Source organism: Streptomyces sp. NPDC026092 (assembly GCF_040638605.1).
Taxonomy (GTDB): domain Bacteria; phylum Actinomycetota; class Actinomycetes; order Streptomycetales; family Streptomycetaceae; genus Streptomyces.
Map to the genome: position 1 here is coordinate 199,223 of NZ_JBEZYN010000012.1, position 21,621 is coordinate 220,843.

The following is a 21,621-nucleotide window of genomic DNA, read 5'->3' on the forward strand; positions in this document are numbered from 1 at the left end:
ACACACGCCCCAGAGATACGCATGCAACCTGTCACCCTTCCGAGTTTCCGCATACGCGTCAAGGTCGTTGCGCGTGCGATGCCCGAAAGATCACCAGTTGCCCAGCATGCGGGGATGCAACTGTGACGTAAACGCGGAACTACCGTCCCTCCAAGGCCAGTTCCCATGTCGACAAAGCGTCAGGATCGCCCCGCAGGCACTTGCGCCCGCGAACGGGCTCACCCGCCCTCAGACCCCACCCGCCGGCCGGCGCAGACGGATCGTCACACCGCCCAGCCCGGTGTCGGCGCCGTCGCCGCGGAGTTCGCTCGCACCCGTACGCACGAACGGGCCCCACTCGTGGTCGAGTAGGGCCCGTCGCGTGGTCGGACGAAAAGCTGGAGGCTACTTCTCCTGCTGCTTGCGCCAGCGGATGCCCGCCTCCAGGAAGCCGTCGATCTCGCCGTCGAGGACCGCCTGCGGGTTGCCGACCTCGTGCTCCGTGCGGAGGTCCTTGACCATCTGGTACGGGTGCAGGACGTACGAGCGCATCTGGTTGCCCCAGGAGCTGCCGCTGTCCTTGAGGGCGTCCATCTTGGCGCGCTCCTCCTGGCGCTGGCGCTCGAGGAGCTTGGCCTGGAGGACGTTCATGGCGCTCGCCTTGTTCTGGATCTGCGAGCGCTCGTTCTGGCAGGAGACCACGATGCCGGTCGGGATGTGCGTGATGCGCACCGCCGAGTCGGTCGTGTTGACGCCCTGGCCGCCGGGGCCCGACGCGCGGTAGACGTCCACGCGCAGGTCGGACTCGTCGATCTCGACGTGGTCCGAGGACTCGACGACCGGCAGGATCTCGACGCCCGCGAACGAGGTCTGGCGGCGGCCCTGGTTGTCGAACGGCGAGATGCGCACCAGTCGGTGCGTGCCCTGCTCGACCGAGAGCGTGCCGTACGCGTACGGGGCCTTGACCACGAAGGTGGTCGACTTGATGCCGGCCTCTTCCGCGTACGAGGTCTCGTAGACCTCGGTGCCGTAGCCGTGCCGCTCGGCCCAGCGCAGGTACATGCGCTGGAGCTGCTCCGCGAAGTCGGCGGCGTCGACGCCGCCCGCCTCGGCGCGGATGTTGACCAGCGCCTCGCGCTCGTCGTACTCGCCGGAGAGGAGCGTACGGACTTCCATCTCGTCCAGCGCCTTGCGGACGGAGACCAACTCCGTCTCCGCCTCGACGCGGGTGTCCGGGTCGTCCATCTCCTCGGCGAGCTCGAAGAGCACCCCGAGGTCGTCGATCCGGCCACGCAGGGCCTCGGCCTTGCGGACCTCGGCCTGGAGGTGCGAAAGCTTGCTGGTGATCTTCTGCGCCGCCTCCGGGTCGTCCCACAGGGACGGGGCCGCGGCCTGCTCTTCGAGCACGGCGATGTCGGCCCTCAGCTTTTCGAGGTCCAGGACGGCCTCGATCGACCCCATGGTCGAGGAGAGGGACTTCAGCTCTTCGGATACATCGACGACTGCCACGCGTCCAGCGTAACGGCTCGCCGCGAATCCCCCGCCCCCCAGGCCACGACGGGCCCCGGTGGGCCCCCGTGGGCCCAGACAGGCCCTAGGGCTGCGTCGACGTCTTCGAGTCCTGCGGGGGTACGTCCGACTCCTCCGCGGTCGCCAGGTAGCCGCCCACCCCCACCGCGCCCGCGACCAGGAGCGCCGCGACGGCGAGGGTGATCCGGCGCTTGCGGACCGTCTCCGCCTTGTGGCGGGCCGAGCCCGGGCGCCGGGCGCCCGCCGAGCGCGGGGCGCGGGCCGTGCCCAGGGGGCCGCCCGCCAGCTCGTCGGGGGCGGGGACGCGCATGGAGGTGTGGGTGTCCCGGTTGGAGTCGGGAGACGCGCCCGGGACCAGGGGCACGGCGGCCCGGCGCGGGGCGGCCGTCCCGGAGGGCGTGCCCGCCCCGCCCGCACTCGCGCCCGTCGGGTACGGGTCGTCCTCGCGCGGCTCCTGTGCCTGCTGCTCGGCGTCGTCGGGCTCGTCCACGTCCAACGGCGGCAGCCCCTTGAGCAGCGGCAGGCACTCCCGCAGCCGGCTGCCCAGCTCCGAGGCGCGCAGCCGGGACGCCGGGGCCTTGGCCAGGCACTGGACGATGAGCTGCCACAGCTCCTCGGGGATGCCCGGCAGCGGGACGACCGTCTCCGTGACGTGGCGGCGCAGCACCGCGCCCGGGTGGCCGCCGCCGAAGGGCGTGAAGCCGGCCAGGAGCTCGTACAGGACGGTCGCGAGGGCGTAGATGTCGACGGCGGCGCGCGGCGGCAGGCCTTCGACGATCTCCGGGGCGAGGTAGTCCGGCGTGCCGATGATCCGCGTCGCCTTGGTGCGGCCGGGCGTGTCGATGAGCTTGGCGACGCCGAAGTCGGTGAGGAGCGCGGGGTGGGCGCCGCCGGGGCCGAGCGGGCCCTCCATGTCGAGCAGGATGTTCTCGGGCTTGACGTCCCGGTGGACGACGCCGGCCTTGTGCGCGGCGGCGAGGCCGTCCGCGACGTCGGCGATGATCGCGACGGCCGCCTCGGGGGCGAGCCTGCGCTCGCGGTCGAGCCGGGTGCGCAGGTCCGTGCCGCGGACCAGGTCCATCACGAGCGCCAGGTCGTTGCCGTCGACGACGAGGTCGCGGACGGCGACCACCCGGGGGTGGTCGAGCCCGAGCAGGGCGGTGCGTTCCTGGACGAAGCGGCCGACGAGCTCCTGGTCCGAGGCCAGGTCCTCGCGCAGCAGCTTGATGGCGACGGGGCCCTCCGGGCCCTCTCCGAGCCACACCGTGCCGGCGCTGCCCCGACCGAGGATCTGGTGGGCCGTGTAGCGGCTGCCGATATTGCGTGCCAAGACTGCTCCCTCAGCGGCTGGCGGACGCGTCAAAGTTACGCGTCCGCAGCCGCTGGTCGTCACTTCCGAAGCGAAATCACCCCTCGGAAGTCGATAAATCGGCAGACTTACTGCCCCGTACCGCCGGAAGTGGTACCGCTGGTGCTCCCGCTCCCGGAGTCCGCGAGCTCGGAGACCCAGTCGGTGAAGGACGAGATTCCGTCGCCGATGGCCTGCCAGTAGCTCTTGCCCTCGGCGATCCAGCTCTGGAGCGGGGTCAGCTCCCAGATGAGCCAGCCCGCGACCACGAACATCAGGATCGAGAACAGACAGCCCTTCAGGCAGCCGAGACCGGGGATCCGCATCGGGTTGGCGCCGCGCCGGCGCGGCGGACGCGGTTCGCGCGGAGCCGGCGGCTGCGGAGCCTGCGGGGCGGGCTGCTGCGGCGGGTTGTACTGCTGCTGGGGCGGGTGGTACGCCTGCTGCGGCGCGGGCGCGTACTGCTGCTGCTGAGGCTGCTGCTGGTACCGGGGCTGCTGCTGAGGCTGCTGGTACGGCTGCGGGGCCTGCCGCTGCTGCTGGTGCTGCTGAGGCTGGTGCTGCGGCGGCTGCGGCTGGCGCTGCGGACGCCGACGCAGCGGGTCCTCGCTCGGGTCCAGGTACTGGATCTGCGTCTGCTCGTTGCGGTCGCGGGCGGCGGCCAGCTGGCTCTGCCAGGGGTGCGGCTGCTCCTCGTTCGCCGCGACCTGCGGCGGCTGCGACGGTACGGGCGGCATGACCGCCGTCGGATCGGCGCCGCCCATCGGGCCGCCGCCGGGGCCGCTCGTCTGCATGACGCTCGTCGGGGCGGCGGGGTCGTACTGCCCGGCGTTGCTCGGCAGCACCTGGGTCGGGTCGGCGGCGCCGGGCATCCCCGGGACCGGCGCGGGCGCCGGGTCGGGGGCGAGCAGCGCGCCGACGCCGTCGGCGGCCTCGATCTGCGCGGGCGTGGAGTGGACGCCGATGCCGGCCGCGACCGTACGCAGGCCACGGGCCAGGTTCTCGGCGCTCGGCCGGCGGTCGGGGTCCTTGCTCAGGCAGCGCTCTATGACCGTCCACAGCGGGGCGGGCACGGTCGAGGGGCGGCGCGGCTCCTCGCTCAGGTGCCGGTGCAGGACTTCGAGGGCGGTGCCGCCGGCGAACGGGGGACGGCCGGTGACCAGCTCGTAGAGCAGGATGCCCGCGCCGTAGATGTCGACGGCGGAGGTCTGCGGGCGGCCCTCGGCGGACTCGGGCGCGACGTACGCGGGCGTGCCGACGAACTCGTGCGTCCGGGTCAGGCCCGGGGAGTCGGCGAGCCGCGCGATGCCGAAGTCGGTCAGCATCGGGTGCATCTGGCCGTGCTGCTCCGCGAGCAGCACGTTGGCGGGCTTCAGGTCGCGGTGGACGACGCCGTCGGCGTGGCTGGCGGCCAGCGCGTCGGCGATCTGCGCGGTCAGGAGCGCGGCGGCGACCGGGGTGAGCGGGCCGTTCTCGCGGATGTACCGGTGCAGGTCGGGGCCCTCGACGAGGTCCATGACCAGGGCGAGGACATCGCCCTCGACGACCAGGTCGCGGGTGCGCACGATGTTCGGGTGGGTGAGCCGGAGCAGCACGGACCGCTCGCGCAGGAAGCGCATCACGATGTCCGCGTCGTTGGCCAGCTCCTCCTTGAGGACCTTGATCGCCACGGTCTCGCCGGGCTGGCCCTGCACGGCCGCCTCGGCGCCTGCCGCCTCCCGCTGGCGGGCTCGCCAGACGGTGCCCGTGGCGCCGCGTCCGAGCGGCTCCTCGAGCAGGTACTTGCTGCCGATTGGCCGCACGTCACGCGCTCCCTGCTGATCGTGGTCCTGGGGTTCCCGGGGTTCCTGTCCTGTGTTGTGACCCGTCCGGGTGTCCGACCCACTTTAGTGCCGCCGCACGGGTCAACGGTCGACCCCTGGACGGCTGATTCCGGCATCCGACTTGTCCGAAAACAAGACGCGCAGGGGGTGCCGGTGGTTGCCGCGCACGTCCGAAGCCGTACCCAACCAGGCACTTTTAGGTCCACAGCCGACCATTCAAGATCACTTGAAGGCGACCCGCGGGCGGGTTGTCAGTGGCAGGTGCGAGGATGCACACAGCACGTCGCGTAACGGGTCGGGAGCCCCTCGCGCCGTGCCGACCTGTACCGGGCGACGCGTCCGTGCCGGGTGGGGGGAGATACGGGTGGTTCCCCTGCCGGGCACACGCGCAGAAGGGACCGCTGACGGCGATGCAGATCCGGCTGACCGTCCTCGCGCCGAACGCCGGGCACGGCGCCGGGCGCGCGTGCGACGTGCTCGTCACCGCCCCCGCGGGGACGGCCCTGGCCGCCGTGGCCTCCAATCTCGCCGCGGCCGTCTCCGGCCCGGACACCTCCCTGTCGGGCTCCACCGTGCTGTACGCGGGCCGGGAGCGGCTCGACGCGCGCCGATGCTCGCTCGGCGAGCCCCCACTGGTCGACGGCGCGATCCTCACGCTCCACGTCCCCGGCGAGGACGACCTCCCGGCCGAGGACGCCTCGGCCCGGCTCCACGTCGTCGCGGGGCCCGACGCGGGAGGCGTGCACCTGCTGCACCGCGGACCGATCAGAATCGGCCGTTCCCTGGACGCGGACGTCCCGCTCGACGACCCGGACGTCTCCCGGGTGCACTGCACGGTCACGGTCGGGGACGACGGCCGGGTCACGGTCGCGGACCTCGGCTCCACGAACGGCACGACGCTGGACGGCACGGCGGTCGGCGACCGCCCCGTCCGGCTCGCCCCGGGCGCGCTTCTGCGCCTCGGCGAGTCCGCCCTCCGTCTGACGGGCCCGGAGGACGGCGGTACGGCCGGTGGTTCGGCCTCCCTGCCCACGGCGCCGGACGGCGAAGGCCACCTGCGCGTGGAGCTCGCGACGGCGGCGCCCCGCGACGGAGCGGCCGGCGACGGCGGCTCCGCCACCGGCTCGCCGCCGCACGCACGCGTGGCCGACTCGCAGGGCACGGGGACGGACGCGGACGGCGAGGGCGCGGGCGAGACGCACAGCAGGATCCGGCCGACCGACCCCGAGTCCCCGGCACCACGCGGCAGGCGCGGCGGGATAGGAGCCTGGGCCCGCCGCTTCACCGGCGCCAGGGAGGACGTCCAGGCCTCCGGCGACTCCGGTACGGACACCCACACCCGGCAGCCCGGCGGCGACCTGCTCGCAGGCCCCGCCGCGCCGAGCCCCGAGACCTGGCCGGACCCGGCGGCCGTCCTGCTCACGGCGCTCGGTCCCGGCCCCCGGCTCTGGGAGCGCGGGGCGGACCACCCCGAGGCGCTCGTCGTCCGGCTCGGCACGACCGACCGGGCCGAGCTGTCCGGGGTGCCCGTCACCGTCGGGCTGCGCGAGGCCGGCTCGCTCGGGCTCGCGGGCCCCGGCGCCCGCCTCGCCGGTCTGGCGCGCTCCGTGGTCGCGCAGCTCGCGGCCCTGCACTCCCCCGCCGACCTGGAGATCGTGCTGATCAGCGCGGACCGCGCCCGCCCCGTGGAGGAGCGGCGGCGGGCCTGGGGCTGGCTCGGCTGGCTCCCGCACCTGCGCCCGGCGCACGGCCAGGACTGCCGCCTGCTCCTCGCGTACGACCGCGATCAGGCCCAGGCCCGTACGGCGGAGCTGACCCGGCGGCTCGACGACGGACCGCTCGGCCCCGGCTGGCCGAGCGCCGACCGCGCGACGGTCGCCGAGGCGGCGGCGCGGTACGAAGGGCCGGTGACGGTCGTGATCGTGGACGGCGACCCCGGTTCGGCGGCGCTGCGCGAGACCACCGCGCGGCTCGCGGGCGCGGGCCCGGCCGCCGGGATCCACCTGATCTGTCTGGCCGAGGCGCCGGCCGCGTCGCCGGTCTCCCCGGTCGCCGCGACGTACGAGAGCGCCTGCGCGGCCTCGCTCGCGTTCCGCGAGTGCGGGGCGGTCGCCCTGCTGAGCGGTGACGTGGCGACGGCGCTGCGGCTGCTGCGTACGGCGGGGGGCCGGGCCGCGGGCCACGGGACCGTGGGCGTGGTGGACGCGGTGTCGGTGGCCTGGGCGGAGCGCTTCGGACGGGCGCTCGCCCCGTTGCGTGACGACGCCCCGGCCGCGCGGGGGCGGACGGCCGCGACGGCGCTGCCCCGGTCCGCGCGGCTCCTCGACGAGTTGGGCCTGGCCCGGGCGACGCCCGCCTCGCTCCTCGCGCGCTGGGCGGCGGCCGGGGACGGCACGGCCGTCCTGGGTGCCGGGCCGCGCGGGCCGGTCTCCGTCGACCTGACGGAGGAGGGGCCCCATCTGCTGATCGAGGGGCCCGCGGGCAGCGGGCGGACGGAGCTGCTGCGCTCGATCGCGGCCTCCCTGGCGGCCGGCGGCCGGCCGGACCGGCTGGGACTGCTCCTCGTGGACGGCGCGGGCGGTGAGCGCGGCGAGGGGCTCGCGGCGTGCACGGAGCTGCCGCACGTCACCGAGCACCTGGTGGCCTCCGACCCGGTCCGGATGCGGGAGTTCGCCCAGGCGCTGGGCGCGGAGCTGAAGCGCCGGGCGGAGATCCTGGGCGACGGGCACTTCGCGGACCGCCAGGCGGCCCGCATGATCGGCCAGCGCACGGCGAGCGCGGCGGAGTCCCTGGGCGCCGCCCGTATCCCGGACGCCCGCAAGGGCGACCTGGCCGACCGCCCGAGCAGCCGCACCCTCCGCACGGGCGAGGGCTCGGTCGGCGCACGCCCGGGCGGCACCGACACCCCGACCGACACCCGCACCCCACGCCCGGGCTCCGACGACCTCACGTACCTCCCGAGCGACCGGACACCCCGCCCCGGCTCCGACGACCTCACGTACCTCCCGAGCGCGCGGACCCACCGCTCCGGGGCCGAGGACCTCGCCGACCGCCCGAGCGGCCGGACCCCGCACCCCGGCGCGGGTGCCGACGACCTCACGTACCGCCCGAGCGGCCGCACCCCCCACCCCGGGACGGACGCCCTCACCTACCTCCCCAGCGGCCACACGCCACGCCCCGGGGCGGACGAGCTCGTGGCGCCGGGGTCGGGGCGCGTGCCGCGGCCCGGCGGTGAGCCGGACCCGCAGCGGCTGTGGGCCGGTGACGAGGCCGCCGCGCTCCCCCGGCTCGTCGTGCTGGTCGACGACTTCGACGCGCTCGTCGCGCCCGCGCTCGGTTCGCCCGGGCGGCCCGCCGCCGGGTCGGTCGTACGGGCCCTGGAAGCCGTCGCGCGCGGCGGTGCGCGGCTCGGGGTGCACCTGGTCGCGACCTCGGCGCGCCCCGACCGTACGGCGGACACGGAGCTGGCCCACGGCGCCCGGCTGCGGATCGTGCTCGACGCCGCCCCCGCCGCGCCCGGTCCCGACGACCCCGCGCCCGGCCGGGGCCGGCTCGGTCACCCGGACGGCCGGGTCACCCCGTTCCAGGCCGGACGGGTCACCGGCCGCATCCCGCGCACGGCGACGCTCCGGCCCACGGTCGTCCCGCTGGAGTGGGAGCGGATGGGCGATCCGCCCACCCGCAGACCCGTCCGCGAGCTGGGCAACGGCCCGACCGACCTGGCACTCCTCGCCAGCGCGCTCGACCGCGCCGCCCGCTCCCTCGACGCGACCCCGCTCTCCCCGCTCACCCCCGCGACGCGCACCTGACAACCCCCGACGGCACCTGAACGGCTCCTGACAGGACGTCACGAGCCCATCACGATCGCCCACTTGGCACGGAAGGCGGTATTGCGGGCCCCGGGCCCCCGGCGTAGACCTGAGTGCGGGGGCCACGCACCGCGCACAGGAGAGACGGGGCAGAAATGCGTACAACTCTTCGTCCACGCAGGGCCGCACGGACCGTCGCCACGGTCACCGCGCTCACCCTCGGACTCGCCCTCGCCGGCTGCGGCGGCAGCGAGGGCGAGGACTCGGGCACGAAGGAACCCGGCCCGCCGGCGACCTCCGCGAGCAGCCTCACCCTGCCCTCCCTCAAGGGCGAGAAGATCGAGGTCGCGGCCGTCTGGACCGGCCCCGAGCAGGAGAACTTCACCAAGGTCCTGAAGGAGTTCGAGAAGCGCACCGGCGCCACCGTCACCTTCGTGCCCGCCCAGGACCCGATCGTGAACTTCCTCGGCACGAAGATCGCGGGCGGCTCCCCGCCCGACATCGCGATGCTCCCGCAGGTCGGCGCGATCCAGCAGGCCGCCGCCCAGAAGTGGCTCAAGCCGGTCGGCCCGGAGGCCGAGGCGCAGCTCGCCAAGAACTACTCCCCGGGCTGGCGGGACCTCGGCGCGGTCGACGGCAAGCAGTACGGCGTGTACTTCAAGGCCGCCAACAAGTCCCTGATCTGGTACAACAACGCCGCCTTCGAGAACGCGGGCGCCACCGAGCCGAAGACCTGGAAGGAGTTCCTGGCGACCGCCGAGACGATCTCGGCCTCCGGCGTCACCCCGGTCTCCATCGGCGGGGCGGACGGCTGGACGCTCACCGACTGGTTCGAGAACATCTACCTCTCCCAGGCGGGCCCCGAGAAGTACGACCAGCTGGCCAAGCACCGGATCAAGTGGACGGACCCGTCCGTCACCAAGGCCCTCACGACCCTCGCCGAGTTGTTCGGCAAGCCGGAGCTGATCGCGGGCGGCGCGGACGGCGCGCTGCAGACGGAGTTCCCCGCCTCGGTCACCCAGACGTTCACCGGCGGCGACCAGCCCAAGGGCGCGATGGTCTTCGAGGGCGACTTCTCGGCCGTCAACATCGCGCAGACCAGCGCGAAGATCGGTACGGACGCGAAGGTGTTCCCGTTCCCGGCGGTCGGCGCGGCCTCCCCGGTCGTCACGGGCGGCGACGCGGCGGTGGCCCTGAAGGACACCAAGGGCGCCCAGGCCCTGCTGACCTTCCTCGCCTCCCCGGACGCGGCCGCGATCTGGGCGGGCGCGGGCGGCTTCCTCTCCCCCAACAAGAACATGAACCTGAGCGCGTACCCGAACGACGTCCAGCGCGAGATCGCCAAGGCGCTCCTGGAGGCCGGGGACGACTTCCGCTTCGACATGTCGGACCAGATGCCGCAGTCCTTCGGCGGCACCCCCGGCAAGGGCGAGTGGAAGGCGCTGCAGGACTTCCTGAAGAACCCGAAGGACATCACGGGGACGCAGGAGCGGCTCGAAGCGGACGCCGCCAAGGCCTACAAGAGCTGACGCGCCGTGCCCTCCGCAGCTGAAGGCACCACGCCCACGGCTCGCAGAGCCGGCTCGCGCAGGACGGTCGCGGTGGGGTTCCTCCTCCCCGCCCTGGTCCTGCTCGGCGCGCTCGTCGTCTACCCCATCGGGTACTCCGTCCACCGCTCGTTCTTCGACAAGGCCGGGGACTCCTTCGCGGGCCTCGACAACTACGTCGCCCTCTTCACCGACGACACGATCCTCACCGCCGTGCGCAACAACGCGATCTGGGCGGTCGTCGCGCCGACCGTCGCGACCGCCCTCGGCCTGATCTTCGCGGTGCTCACCGAGCGGGTGCGCTGGGGCACGGCGTTCAAGCTGCTCGTCTTCATGCCCATGGCGATCTCGATGCTGGCCGCGGGCATCATCTTCCGCCTCGTGTACGAGCAGGACCCGGACCGCGGTGTCGCCAACGCCGTCTGGGTCGGCGTCCACGACACCTTCGCCGAGGCCTCCGTCTTTCCCCGGGCGCGCCCGTTGCCCGTGCATCCGCTCGAAGCGGCCGGCGGAGGCGCGTACGTCACCAAGAGCCCGGTCCGCGCGGGCGAGCCGGCGCGGCTCCCGCTGATCGGTGTGGCGCCGGCGCAGATGCCGGAGGACGCCCGACCGGCGCGCCGGCCGGAGACCGCCCAGGGCGGTGGGATCACCGGCACCGCCTGGCTGGACTTCACCAAGGGCGGCGGCGGGAAGCCGAACGCCGTCGACCCGAAGGAGGTCGGCCTCAAGGAGCTGCGGATCGAGGCGGTCAAGGACGGGACGGTGGTGGCCACGACGCGGGCGGCGGCCGACGGCTCGTTCACCCTCCCGCCCTCCGCCGACGGCGCCCTCCTACGGCTGCCCGCGAGCAACTTCCGCGCGCAGTACAACGGGGTGGAGTGGCTGGGCCCCTCGCTCGTGACCCCGGCGATCATCGGCAGCTACGTGTGGATGTGGGCCGGGTTCGCGATGGTCCTGATCGCGGCCGGACTGGCCGGCATGCCCCGGGAACTGCTCGAGGCCGCCCGGGTCGACGGGGCGAACGAGTGGCAGGTCTTCCGCCGGATCACCGTGCCGCTCCTCGCGCCGGTCCTGGCCGTCGTCCTGGTGACCCTGATGATCAACGTCCTGAAGATCTTCGACCTGGTCTTCATCATCGCGCCGGGCTCGGCCCAGGACGACGCGAACGTGCTGGCGCTCCAGCTGTACCGCTCGTCGTTCGGGACGGACGCCGATCTCGGGGTGGGCTCGGCCATCGCCGTCCTGCTGCTCCTGCTGGTGATCCCGGTGATGGCGTTCAACATCCGCCGGATGCGAAGGGAGGCCCGCAGGTGACAACCCCCACCACTCGCTCGGCCGCACCACCCGCCGCGCGGGGGCAGGCTCGGGCGGCCGCACGGCCGTCCGCCGGGCTCGGCTCGCGGCTGGCCTCCCGGGCCGCCGGCGGCGCGATGCGGGTCTTCCTCGTCCTCGTCGGCCTCTTCTGGCTGATGCCGACGGTCGGCCTGCTGCTCTCCTCCCTCCGCAGCCCCACCGACATCAGCGAGAGCGGCTGGTGGCAGGTCTTCACCTCCCCCGCCCAGCTGACCGTCGAGAACTACTCGGCGCTGCTCTCCAACGAGACCATCACCGGCTCCCTCCTCAACACCGTCCTCATCACCGTCCCGGCCACGCTCCTGGTCCTGGTCATCGGCTCCCTCGCCGGGTACGCCTTCGCCTGGCTGGACTTCCCCGGCCGCGACTGGTGGTTCCTGGTGGTCGTGGGGCTGCTGGTGGTCCCGGTGCAGGTCGCGCTGATCCCGGTCTCGAAGCTGTTCGGGACGATCGGCATCTTCGAGACGACCCTCGGGGTCGTGCTCTTCCACACCGCCTTCGGACTGCCCTTCGCGATCTTCCTGCTACGGAACTTCTTCGCGGAGATCCCGAAGGAGCTCCTCGAAGCGGCCCGGCTCGACGGGTGCGGCGAGATCCGGCTCTTCACCCGGGTCGTCCTGCCGCTCGGCGGTCCCGCGATCGCCTCGCTCGGGATCTTCCAGTTCCTCTGGGTCTGGAACGACATGCTGGTCGCGCTGATCTTCGCGAACTCCGAATCGCCACCGATCACGGTGGCGCTGCAGCAGCAGGTCCGGCAGTTCGGGAACAACATCGACGTGCTCGCGCCCGGCGCGTTCCTGTCGATGCTGATCCCGCTGGCGGTCTTCTTCGCCTTCCAGCGCCAGTTCGTCTCGGGGGTGATGGCGGGCGCGGTGAAGTGAGCGCGCCGGTGCCTACGCCTTGAGCGCCGCCACCGCCGAGCGCGCGAGCTCGTCCACGTACCCCTTCGGCAGCTCGCCGCGCACCACCACGAGCCGCCAGTAGAGCGGCCCCACGATCAGGTCCAGGGCCCGGTCCGGGTCCGTGCCCTCCGGCAGCTCGCCGCGCTCCACGGCCTCGCGGACGATCTGCGCCACCACGCCCTGCTGGCTGTCGAGCAGCGCGGCCTTGATCGCCTCGGCGATCTCCGGCTGCCGCGCGGCCTCCACCAGCAGGTCCGGGATGACCTGGGAGGCCACCGGGTGGCGCAGGGCGTGGGAGCCGACGACGAGGAGCGCGCGGACGTCCCCGTACAGCGAACCGGTCGCCGGGGCCGGCAGCCCCTGCGCCGCGAACGCGCCGAGCAGGTCGAGGACGAGCGAGAGCTTGGACTTCCAGCGACGGTAGACGGCGGTCTTGCCGACCCCGGCGCGGCGCGCGATGCCCTCGATGGACATCCGGGCGAAGCCGACGGCGGCCAGCTCGTCGAAGACGGCTGCGCGGATGGCCTCGGTCACGTCCTCCCGGAGCACGGCGGCTCCCGCGGGGGCGCGGCGGGGGGTTCCGGGAGGTGGCGTCATGAGCGGGATCCTAGCCAACGCCACGCTTACGTCACGACGGAACGGTTGCGTTGCGACGTGACTCCGTCCTACTCTCCCCGTAGCGACGATACGGACCCGTTCCATCGTCGCCGCCGACGCTCCCCACCCATGCCTCACGCTCCACGCCCCACGGCCCACGGCCACGGCCCACGCCCCACACCACCCGCCTCGTCGAAAGCGACCTCGTGACCACCGAGACGCTCACGAAACCCACCCCCGCCACCGGGACCGCCCCCACGACGACCACCCCGCCGGCCACCGCCCCGGAGGACCTCCGCGCGCTGGCCCTGCGCCACGGCCTGTCGGTCAGCGGCGCCCGCCCGAGCCTCCCGGCGTACGTCCGGCAGCTCTGGTCCCGCCGCGCGTTCATCACCGCCTTCGCGACCGCCCGGCTCACCGCCCAGTACAGCAACGCGAAGCTCGGACAGCTCTGGCAGCTGATGACCCCGCTGCTGAACGCGGCGGTGTACTACCTGATCTTCGGCGTCCTGATGAACGTCCAGGAGGGCATCCCGGACTACGTCCCGTTCCTGATCACGGGCGTCTTCGTCTGGACCTTCACCTCCCAGTCGATCATGACCGGCACCCGTGCCATCAGCGGCAACCTGGGCCTCGTCCGCGCCCTGCACTTCCCCCGCGCGAGCCTCCCGATCGCCCTCGCGCTGCAGCAGCTCCAGCAGCTCGTGCTCTCGCTCGCCGCGCTGGTCGGCATCCTGTTCTGCTTCGGCGAGTTCCCCCGCTGGAGCTGGCTCCTCGCCGTTCCCGCACTCCTCCTGCAGGCGCTCTTCAACACGGGCGTGGCGCTCGCGATGGCCCGGCTGGCCGCCCGTACCCCGGACATCGCCCAGCTGATGCCCTTCCTGCTGCGCACCTGGATGTACGTCTCCGGTGTCATGTGGTCCCTCGACCACCTGGCGCGCAGCGGCCGGCTCCCGGAGCTGGTGATCACGGCCCTGCAGGGCAATCCGGCGAGCGTCTACATCGACCTGATGCGCTTCGCCCTGATCGAGAGCTTCACCGCCGGCCAACTGCCGTCCCACGTCTGGGCGCTCGCCGCCGGGTGGGCGCTGGTGGCCTTCGGGGGCGGGTTCATCTACTTCTGGAAGGCAGAGGAGACGTACGGCCGTGGCTGAACAGACCCTGACGGCGACCACGGCGAAGACCGCGGAACGCGAACCCACCGTCGTCGCCGCCGACGTCCACATCACGTACACCGTCAACGGCGCCCGCACCGGCAAGGGCAGCGCCACCGCCGCGCTCGACCGGATCTTCGCGCGCCGCGCCACGCCCGGCGCGCGCAAGGTCCACGCGGTCAAGGGCGTGAGCTTCGCCGCGTACCGGGGTGAGGCGATCGGTCTGATCGGTTCGAACGGTTCGGGGAAGTCCACCCTCCTCAAGGCCGTCGCCGGCCTCCTCCCGGTCAACCGGGGCAGCATCTACACCCGTGGCCAGCCCTCCCTGCTCGGCGTGAACGCGGCGCTGATGAACGACCTGACCGGCGAGCGGAACGTTATCCTCGGCGGGCTCGCGATGGGCATGACGCGCGGCGAGGTCGACGACCGCTACGACGACATCGTGGACTTCTCCGGGATCAACGAGAAGGGCGACTTCATCTCGCTGCCCATGCGGACGTACTCCTCCGGCATGGGCGCCCGCCTCCGCTTCTCCATCGCGGCGGCCAAGAGCCACGACGTCCTGCTGATCGACGAGGCGCTGTCCACGGGCGACGCCCGGTTCCGCCGCCGCAGCCAGGAACGGATCGACGAGCTGCGCGCCGAGGCCGGCACCGTCTTCCTCGTCTCCCACTCCAACTCGACCATCACCGAGACCTGCGACCGGGCGCTGTGGCTGGAGGCGGGCACGCTGCGGATGGACGGTCCGGCGAAGGAGGTGGTGGCGGCGTACGAGGCGTTCACCAAGAAGGGCTGACAAAACCCTGGAAATCCGCCCAGACCGCAATAGAGTGCGGTCTCGATGACGACGCATCGCGACCGCGCCCCGCAGCCCCAGCCGAAGCCCGAGACCGACGACGACGGACTCGGGCGGCGGGCCTCCGACCCATCGGCCTGCGCCCCCGCGCCCCCCGCCCTCACCGGCTCGCCCTTCGAGTCGGACACCTTCACCGCCGCGACCTTCGTCAACGTCGGCCGCGGCCCCGCCCTCGCCCTGACCGTCGTCTGGGTCCTCACCCGCGCGGGCATGCTGCTGCTCCTGCTGCGCGACAGCCTGGGCATCGGCGGGGTCGGCCGCGAGGTGTACGTCCTCTACCAGATCTGGTACCGCCAGTTCGCCCAGGGCACCTACCCCGTGGACGACGTCACCTGGCAGTACCCGCCCGGCGCCGGCCTGGTCATCATGTCCCCCGGCGTGCTGCCCTGGCTCACGTACTTCGAGGCCTTCGTCGCGCTCACCCTCCTCGCCGACGCCGCCGTCGCCCTGGCGCTCGCCCGCGCCGACAGCAGCCGCGCCACGCACGGCACCTGGGTCTGGGTCGCCGGCCTCCCGCTCCTCCTGCACATCCCCCTCGCCCGGTACGACGTCCAGGTCACCGCCCTCGCCGTGCTCGGCCTGCTCGCGGTGGCGTCCCGCAAGACCGCGGGACACCGGATCGGCGGCGCGCTCGCCGGGCTCGGCGCGCTGGTCAAGGTGTGGCCGGTGCTGACCCTGATCGGCACGCCCCGGGGACGTACCACCCGCGACGCCTGGACCGCCGCCGCGACGACCGTCGTCGCGCTCCTCGCGATCCTGGCGCTCTGCTTCTCCGACTCGCTCGCCTTCCTGCGCCAGCAGGGCAGCCGGGGCATCCAGATCGAGTCGCTGGGCGGCACCGCGCTCTCGCTCGCGCGGGCGGCCGACATCTGGCCGGGCACCGTCGAGTACCGCTACGGCGCCTTCGAGTACGTCGGCCCGTACGTCTCCAGCATCGGCCGGTTCGCGCTGCTCCTGACCGCCCTCGCCTTCGTCTGGCTGCTGATCTGGCGGCTGCGGGCACGCACCTGGACCGAGGCGACCCCGCTGGACGCGGCGCTCGCGGCGGTCCTGCTCTTCACGGTCACCAGCCGGGTGATCAGCCCGCAGTACATGATCTGGCTGCTCGGCCTCGCCGCCGTCTGCCTGACCTCGCGCCGGACCGTGATGCGGCCGGTGGCGCTGCTGCTCCTGCCGGTGGCCGGGCTCAGCTCACTGGCGTACCCGGTCCTCTACGAGGAGGTGGTGGCCGGCTCCTGGGAGGGCGTGACGGTCATGGTGCTGCGCAACGCGCTGCTGCTCACGGCGGCCGTGCTTGCGGCGCGCCGCCTGTGGACGTCGACGACCCGGAAGTGACGGCAGGCTCCACAACGGAAGGAGCACCGCCCAGGACGCCACAACGGAAGGGCCCCGCCGGAGAATCCGACGGGGCCCGAACCGTTCAACGACGACTAGCCGTGCGACCGCAGCAGCTGCCGCATCGTCCGCATCGCGACCGAGAGGTTGGCCAGGTCGAAGGTCTCCGAGCCCTGGATCTCCTCCAGCGTGGTGCGCGCGCGGCCGAGGATCGCCGCGTTCTTGAGCTCCCAGTCCTCGAACCGCTGCTCCGGCGTCGAGGTCCCGTTGCCCGCCGACAGCACGTCCGCCGTGAGGGCGGCGTGCGCGGCGAAGAGGTCCTCGCGGATGGAGGCGCGGGCCATCGACTGCCACCGGTCGTTGCGCGGCAGTTCGATGATGCGGTCCATGAGCTGGGTGATCCGCAGCCGGTCGGCCAGGTCGTAGTAGACCTCGGCGACCGCCATCGGGTCCTTGGCCGTACGGTCCGCGATCGCGACGATGTCGAGCGTCGGGAAGGCGGAGGAGAAGCCGGCGACCCGCAGGGCGAGCTCCTCCGGCACGCCGAGCCCGGTCAGCTCGTCCAGGATCGACTTGTACCAGTCCAGGTCAGCGCCGCGCAGCAGCTCCGGCAGCTTGGCCCAGACGCCCTCGACCCGCTCGGCGAAGAACTCGATGGTCTCCGCGAGCTGGAGCGGCTGCGGGCGGTTGCCGAGCAGCCAGCGCGTACCGCGCTCGACCAGGCGGCGGGAGTGCAGCCGCATCCGGGTCTGGACGTCGGCCGGGACCTGGTTGTCGAGCGCCTCGACGGCGTCCCAGACCTCGCCGAGCCGGAAGATGGCGCGGGCGGCGGTCTGCGCGCGGACGATCTCCTCGATCGACGCGCCGGTCTCCTCGCGGAGGCGGTGCAGGAAGGTCGAGCCACCGGTGTTGACGGTGTCGTTGACCAGGACCGTGGTGACGATCTCGCGGCGCAGCGGGTGGCTGTCGACCGCGTCGGCGAACTGGTCGCGCAGGTGCGTCGGGAAGTACGCGTGGAGCAGCCCGCGCAGGTACGGGTCGTCCGGCAGCTCGGTGTGGATCAGCTCGTCGGCCACCGTGATCTTGGTGTACGCGAGGAGCACGGCGAGCTCCGGCTGGCTCAGGCCCTTGCCGTTGTTGAGCAGCTCGCGGATCTGCCGGTCGTTGGGCAGGAACTCCAGCGAACGGTCCAGGGCGCCGTCGCGGCCGAGCCGGCGCATGAAGCGCTGGTGGGCGTGGAGCAGGGACGGCGACTGGGTGACGGCGTTGGCCAGGGCGGTGTTCTGCGCGTAGTTGTTGCGCAGGACGAGCGCGCCGACCTCGTCGGTCATCATCGCGAGGATCTGGTTGCGCTGCTTGACGGTCATGTCGCCCTCGGCGACCAGCCCGTTGAGCAGGATCTTGATGTTGACCTCGTGGTCGGAGGTGTCCACGCCGGCGCTGTTGTCGATGGCGTCGGTGTTGACCTTGCCGCCCTCGCCCTCGGGGCCGCCCTTGCGGGCGAACTCGATGCGGCCGAGCTGGGTCAGACCGAGGTTGCCGCCCTCGCCGACGACCTTGACGCGCAGGTCCTCGCCGTTGACGCGGATGGCGTCGTTCGCCTTGTCGCCGACGTCCGCGTTCGACTCGGTGGACGCCTTGACGTACGTACCGATGCCGCCGTTCCACAGCAGGTCGACGGGCGAGTGGAGGATCGCCTGCATCAGCTCGGCCGGGGTCATCTTGCTGACGCCGGCCTCGATGCCGAGGGCCGCACGCATCTGCGCGTTGACCGGGATCGACTTGGCGGTACGGGGGTGGATGCCGCCGCCCGCCGAGAGCAGCTCGGTGTTGTAGTCGGCCCAGGAGCTGCGGGGCAGCTCGAAGAGGCGGCGCCGCTCGGCGTACGAGACGGCCGCGTCCGGGGTCGGGTCGATGAAGATGTGGCGGTGGTCGAAGGCCGCGACGAGCCGGATGTGCTCGGAGAGCAGCATGCCGTTGCCGAAGACGTCACCGGACATGTCGCCGACGCCGACGACGGTGAAGTCCTCGGTCTGGGTGTCGTGGCCGAGCTCGCGGAAGTGCCGCTTGACGGACTCCCAGGCGCCGCGGGCGGTGATGCCCATGCCCTTGTGGTCGTAACCGGCGGAGCCGCCGGAGGCGAAGGCGTCGCCGAGCCAGAAGCCGTAGGAGACGGCGACCTCGTTGGCGATGTCGGAGAAGGTCGCGGTGCCCTTGTCGGCGGCGACGACGAGGTAGGTGTCGTCCTCGTCGTGGCGGACCACGTCGGCCGGCGGGACGACCTCGCCCGCGACCAGGTTGTCGGTGATGTCGAGCAGCGCCGAGATGAAGGTCTTGTAGCTGGCGATGCCCTCGGCCAGCCAGGCGTCGCGGTCCACGGACGGGTCCGGGAGCTGCTTGGCGACGAAGCCGCCCTTGGCGCCGACGGGCACGATGACGGTGTTCTTCACCATCTGCGCCTTGACCAGGCCGAGGATCTCGGTACGGAAGTCCTCACGCCGGTCGGACCAGCGCAGACCGCCTCGGGCGACCTTGCCGAAGCGCAGGTGGACGCCCTCGACGCGCGGCGAGTACACCCAGATCTCGAACGCCGGGCGGGGCGCGGGGAGGTCGGGGATGGCCTGCGGGTCGAACTTCATCGAGACGTAGGCGTGCGGGACGCCGGCCGCGGTGTTCTGGAAGAAGTTCGTCCGCAGCGTCGCCTTGATGACGGTGAGGAAGGAGCGCAGGATCCGGTCCTCGTCCAGGCTCGCGACCTGGTCGAGGGCGGCGTCCAGCTCTTCGAGGAGCGCGTCGATCAGCTCGACACCGGCCCGCTGGCGCTCGGGCGCCATCCGCGCCTCGAAGAGGGAGACGAGCAGCCGGGTGGTGTGGACGTTGTTACGGAGGGTGTCCTCCATGTAGTCCTGGCTGAACGTCGCACCGGCCTGGCGCAGGTACTTGGCGTAGGCGCGCAGCACCATGGCCTGCCGCCAGGTCAGCCCGGCGGAGAGCACCAGCGAGTTGAAGCCGTCGTTCTCGGCCTCGCCGGTCCAGGTCGCGGCGAACGCCTCCTGGAACCGCTCGCGGGCGTCGTCGGAGAACGACTGGCCGTTGTCGGTGGGGGCGGGCATCCGCATGCCGAAGTCGTAGACCCAGGCGTGGGTACGGTCCGAGCAGCGCAGCTCGTACGGACGCTCGTCGATGACCTCGACGCCGAGCCGGTTGAGCACCGGGAGCACGGCGGAGAGGGAGATCTGGTCACCGGACTTGTAGATCTTGAAGCGACGCTCGCCGGGGCGGGCGCCGACCGGCTCGTACAGCGAGAGCGCGAACTCCTTGGCGCTGCGGCTGAGCTGCTCCAGGTGGACCAGGTCGGCGACGGCGGCGCGCGGCGAGTGGTCGGCCTTGTAGCCCTCGGGGAAGGCGTTGCCGTACTTGCGCAGCAGCTCGGCGGCGCGCTCCTCGCCGAACTCGGCGTTGAGCGCCTCGGCGAAGCCGTCGGCCCAGGAGCGGGCGGCCTCGACGAGCCGGGCCTCGATGCGGTCCTTGTCGGCCTCGGTGAGGTGGCTCAGCTCGGTGCCGGGGGCGACGCGGACGACGAAGTGGAGCCGGGTGAGCACGGACTCGGTGCTCACCAGCGTGAAGTCGACGCTGGTCCCGTCCAGCTCCTCCTTGAGGATGTCGGTGAGCCGCTCGCGGACGGTGGTGTTGAACCGGTCGCGGGGCAGGTAGACGAGGGCCGAGTAGAAGCGGCCGTACTCCTCCTGGCGCAGGTAGAGCCGGAGCCGGCGCCGCTCCTGCAGGTAGAGGACGCTGGTGACGACCTCGCGCAGCTCGTCGGGCGGGGTCTGGAAGAGCTCGTCGCGGGGGTACGTCTCCAGGATCTGGAGCAGGTCGCGCCCGTCGTGGCTGTTGGGCGAGAAGCCGGCGCCGTCGAGGACTTCCTGGACCTTGCGGCTGATAACCGGCACGCGCCGCACGGACTCGGTGTAGGCGGCGGAGGAGAACAGCCCGAGGAACCGCCGCTCGCCGACGACGTTCCCGTCCTGGTCGAACTTCTTGACGCCGACGTAGTCGAGGTAGGAGGGCCGGTGCACGGTGGCGCGGCTGTTGGCCTTGGTGAGGACCAGCAGCTTGTGCTCGCGCGCCTTGGCGCGGGCGTCGGCGGGCAGCCGGCTGAAGGAGGGCGAGACGGGGTGGGCGTGGTTCTCGTCCTCGCCGCTGTGGTGCGGGTCGGAGCGCAGGACGCCGAGCCCGGTGCCGGGGACGGCGGCCAGCGCGTCCCCGTTGACCAGCTCGTACTCGCGGTAGCCGAGGAAGGTGAAGTGGTCGGCGGCGAGCCAGCGCAGCAGCTCGCGGGCCTCGTCGACCTCGGTGGGCCGCAGGTCGTCGGCCATGGGCTCGTTGGGCAGCTCGTCGGCGATGCGCAGCGCGGCGTCGCGCATCTTCTCCCAGTCCTCGACGGTCTCGCGGACGTCGGAGAGGACGCGCAGCAGGTCGGTGGTGATCTGCTTGAGGTCGGCGCGGTCGGTCTCGCGGTCGATCTCGACGTGGATCCAGGACTCGACGAGCGCGTCGTGCGGCAGCTCGCCCTGGGCGGCCTCGCCGCTCATGACCTCGATGAGCTTGCCGGTGAGATCGCGGCGCACGTGGACCTGCGGGTGGATGACGACGTGGATGCCGCGCCCCTGGCGCGACAGCTCGTTCGTCACGGAGTCGACGAGGAAGGGCATGTCGTCGGTGACTACCTCGACGACGGAGTGGCTGCAGGTCCAGCCGTTCTCCTCGACCGTCGGGGTGTGGACGCGCACGCTCGCGGTGCCCTGGGGGCGGTTCTCCGCGAGCCGGTAGTGCGAGAGAGCGGCGCCGAAGACGTCCACCGGGTCACGGTCGGCGAGGTCCTCGGGCGCGGTGTGCAGGTAGTAGCGCTGGAGGTAGTCGAGCACGGTGTCCCTGTCCGGGCGCTTACCGTTCTCGGGCCCCGTCGGAAGTTGCCCCCCGACCGGGCCGGTCTCAGCTACCCGGGCAGCCCGTGCGAGCAGCTCGGCCTTGGCTTCGTCCAGCTTGGTCTGCATGTCCTCTGGCTCCTGTCGCGCGCCATTGCGTGACGTCGGTGGAAGAAAGGACACAACGCCACGACGCGGTGATACCGGTCGATGTCGACGTTATGCCGCGATGGGAGATGCCCGAGCCGTTATCGGCCATTTCTGGCACGGCGTCCGGGACGTGAAAATCAGCGAACGCCATGTCGGCCCGGCCGCGTAGGCGCTCCGGGCGATGGCCGGGGGCTTCGCTGCCCCCTCGGCGTATCGCGCTGATCACGGGAAAAGCCTATCGCTCCCTCCCCCCCGATCGTCATGGTCCGTATGTGTACAAAAGAGGGGGTGGAAGTTTGACGATATGGAC

The 21,621-nt window shown here is 72.5% G+C and carries 12 protein-coding genes; 7 read left to right on the forward strand and 5 right to left on the reverse strand.

The features are described 5' to 3' along the window. Positions 1-384 precede the first annotated feature (384 nt). The 3 genes from prfB to AB0F56_RS21405 all read right to left on the reverse strand — a co-directional run bounded on the left by prfB (position 385) and on the right by AB0F56_RS21405 (position 4,659). On the reverse strand, positions 385-1,488 hold the full coding sequence (gene prfB / locus AB0F56_RS21395; protein WP_362011903.1) for a peptide chain release factor 2: 1,104 nt from the start codon (positions 1,486-1,488) through the stop codon (positions 385-387). Positions 1,489-1,573: 85 nt separating this feature from the next. After that, on the reverse strand, positions 1,574-2,839 hold the full coding sequence (locus AB0F56_RS21400; protein WP_362011906.1) for a serine/threonine-protein kinase: 1,266 nt from the start codon (positions 2,837-2,839) through the stop codon (positions 1,574-1,576). A gap of 107 nt (positions 2,840-2,946) precedes the next feature. Further along, the gene (locus AB0F56_RS21405; RefSeq protein WP_362011909.1) at positions 2,947-4,659 is read right to left on the reverse strand and encodes a serine/threonine-protein kinase; all 1,713 of its coding nucleotides are present in this window, start codon (positions 4,657-4,659) and stop codon (positions 2,947-2,949) included. A gap of 431 nt (positions 4,660-5,090) precedes the next feature. Here AB0F56_RS21405 and AB0F56_RS21410 point away from each other — a divergent pair, with 431 nt between their 5' ends. The 4 genes from AB0F56_RS21410 (at position 5,091) to AB0F56_RS21425 (ending at position 12,270) form a co-directional block, all read left to right on the forward strand. Continuing rightward, entirely contained in the window at positions 5,091-8,489 is a 3,399-nt protein-coding gene (locus AB0F56_RS21410; protein ID WP_362011911.1) for an FHA domain-containing protein, read from the forward strand. Between the two features lie 155 nt (positions 8,490-8,644). Next, positions 8,645-10,018, forward strand: coding sequence for an ABC transporter substrate-binding protein (locus tag AB0F56_RS21415; RefSeq protein ID WP_362011913.1), 1,374 nt, complete (start codon positions 8,645-8,647; stop codon positions 10,016-10,018). A gap of 6 nt (positions 10,019-10,024) precedes the next feature. Further along, entirely contained in the window at positions 10,025-11,350 is a 1,326-nt protein-coding gene (locus AB0F56_RS21420) for a sugar ABC transporter permease (RefSeq protein ID WP_362011916.1), read from the forward strand. A gap of 116 nt (positions 11,351-11,466) precedes the next feature. Beyond that, on the forward strand, positions 11,467-12,270 hold the full coding sequence (locus AB0F56_RS21425) for a carbohydrate ABC transporter permease (RefSeq protein WP_362012012.1): 804 nt from the start codon (positions 11,467-11,469) through the stop codon (positions 12,268-12,270). A 12-nt stretch (positions 12,271-12,282) separates the two neighbouring features. On the opposite strand, the gene AB0F56_RS21430 is transcribed toward AB0F56_RS21425, so the two are convergent. Then, positions 12,283-12,888: a TetR/AcrR family transcriptional regulator gene (locus AB0F56_RS21430; RefSeq protein WP_362011918.1), complete on the reverse strand. Its 606-nt coding sequence runs from the start codon at positions 12,886-12,888 to the stop codon at positions 12,283-12,285. 302 nt (positions 12,889-13,190) lie between these two features. On the opposite strand from AB0F56_RS21430, the gene AB0F56_RS21435 reads away from it, so the two are divergent. The 3 genes from AB0F56_RS21435 (at position 13,191) to AB0F56_RS21445 (ending at position 16,233) form a co-directional block, all read left to right on the forward strand. Further along, a complete protein-coding gene (locus AB0F56_RS21435; protein ID WP_362012015.1) occupies positions 13,191-14,042 on the forward strand; it encodes an ABC transporter permease in 852 nt (283 codons plus the stop codon). Further along, the gene (locus tag AB0F56_RS21440) at positions 14,035-14,838 is read left to right on the forward strand and encodes an ABC transporter ATP-binding protein (protein ID WP_362011921.1); all 804 of its coding nucleotides are present in this window, start codon (positions 14,035-14,037) and stop codon (positions 14,836-14,838) included. Before AB0F56_RS21435 ends, AB0F56_RS21440 begins: the two co-directional genes overlap by 8 nt. A 270-nt stretch (positions 14,839-15,108) precedes the next feature. Beyond that, on the forward strand, positions 15,109-16,233 hold the full coding sequence (locus tag AB0F56_RS21445; RefSeq protein ID WP_362012018.1) for a glycosyltransferase family 87 protein: 1,125 nt from the start codon (positions 15,109-15,111) through the stop codon (positions 16,231-16,233). A gap of 95 nt (positions 16,234-16,328) precedes the next feature. Here the strand turns inward: AB0F56_RS21445 and AB0F56_RS21450 are convergent, their stop codons facing one another. Continuing rightward, positions 16,329-21,290, reverse strand: coding sequence for an NAD-glutamate dehydrogenase (locus tag AB0F56_RS21450; RefSeq protein ID WP_362011924.1), 4,962 nt, complete (start codon positions 21,288-21,290; stop codon positions 16,329-16,331). Positions 21,291-21,621: the final 331 nt, after the last annotated feature.

Bases quoted from the DNA above. Each gene is read 5' to 3' on its own strand.
- AB0F56_RS21410 (WP_362011911.1), top strand. From the start codon at position 5,091: ATGCAGATCCGGCTGACCGTCCTCGCGCCGAACGCCGGGCACGGCGCC.
- AB0F56_RS21415 (WP_362011913.1), top strand. From the start codon at position 8,645: ATGCGTACAACTCTTCGTCCACGCAGGGCCGCACGGACCGTCGCCACG.
- AB0F56_RS21425 (WP_362012012.1), top strand. From the start codon at position 11,467: ATGCGGGTCTTCCTCGTCCTCGTCGGCCTCTTCTGGCTGATGCCGACG.
- AB0F56_RS21430 (WP_362011918.1), bottom strand. From the start codon at position 12,888: ATGACGCCACCTCCCGGAACCCCCCGCCGCGCCCCCGCGGGAGCCGCC.
- AB0F56_RS21445 (WP_362012018.1), top strand. From the start codon at position 15,109: ATGCTGCTGCTCCTGCTGCGCGACAGCCTGGGCATCGGCGGGGTCGGC.
- AB0F56_RS21450 (WP_362011924.1), bottom strand. From the start codon at position 21,290: ATGCAGACCAAGCTGGACGAAGCCAAGGCCGAGCTGCTCGCACGGGCT.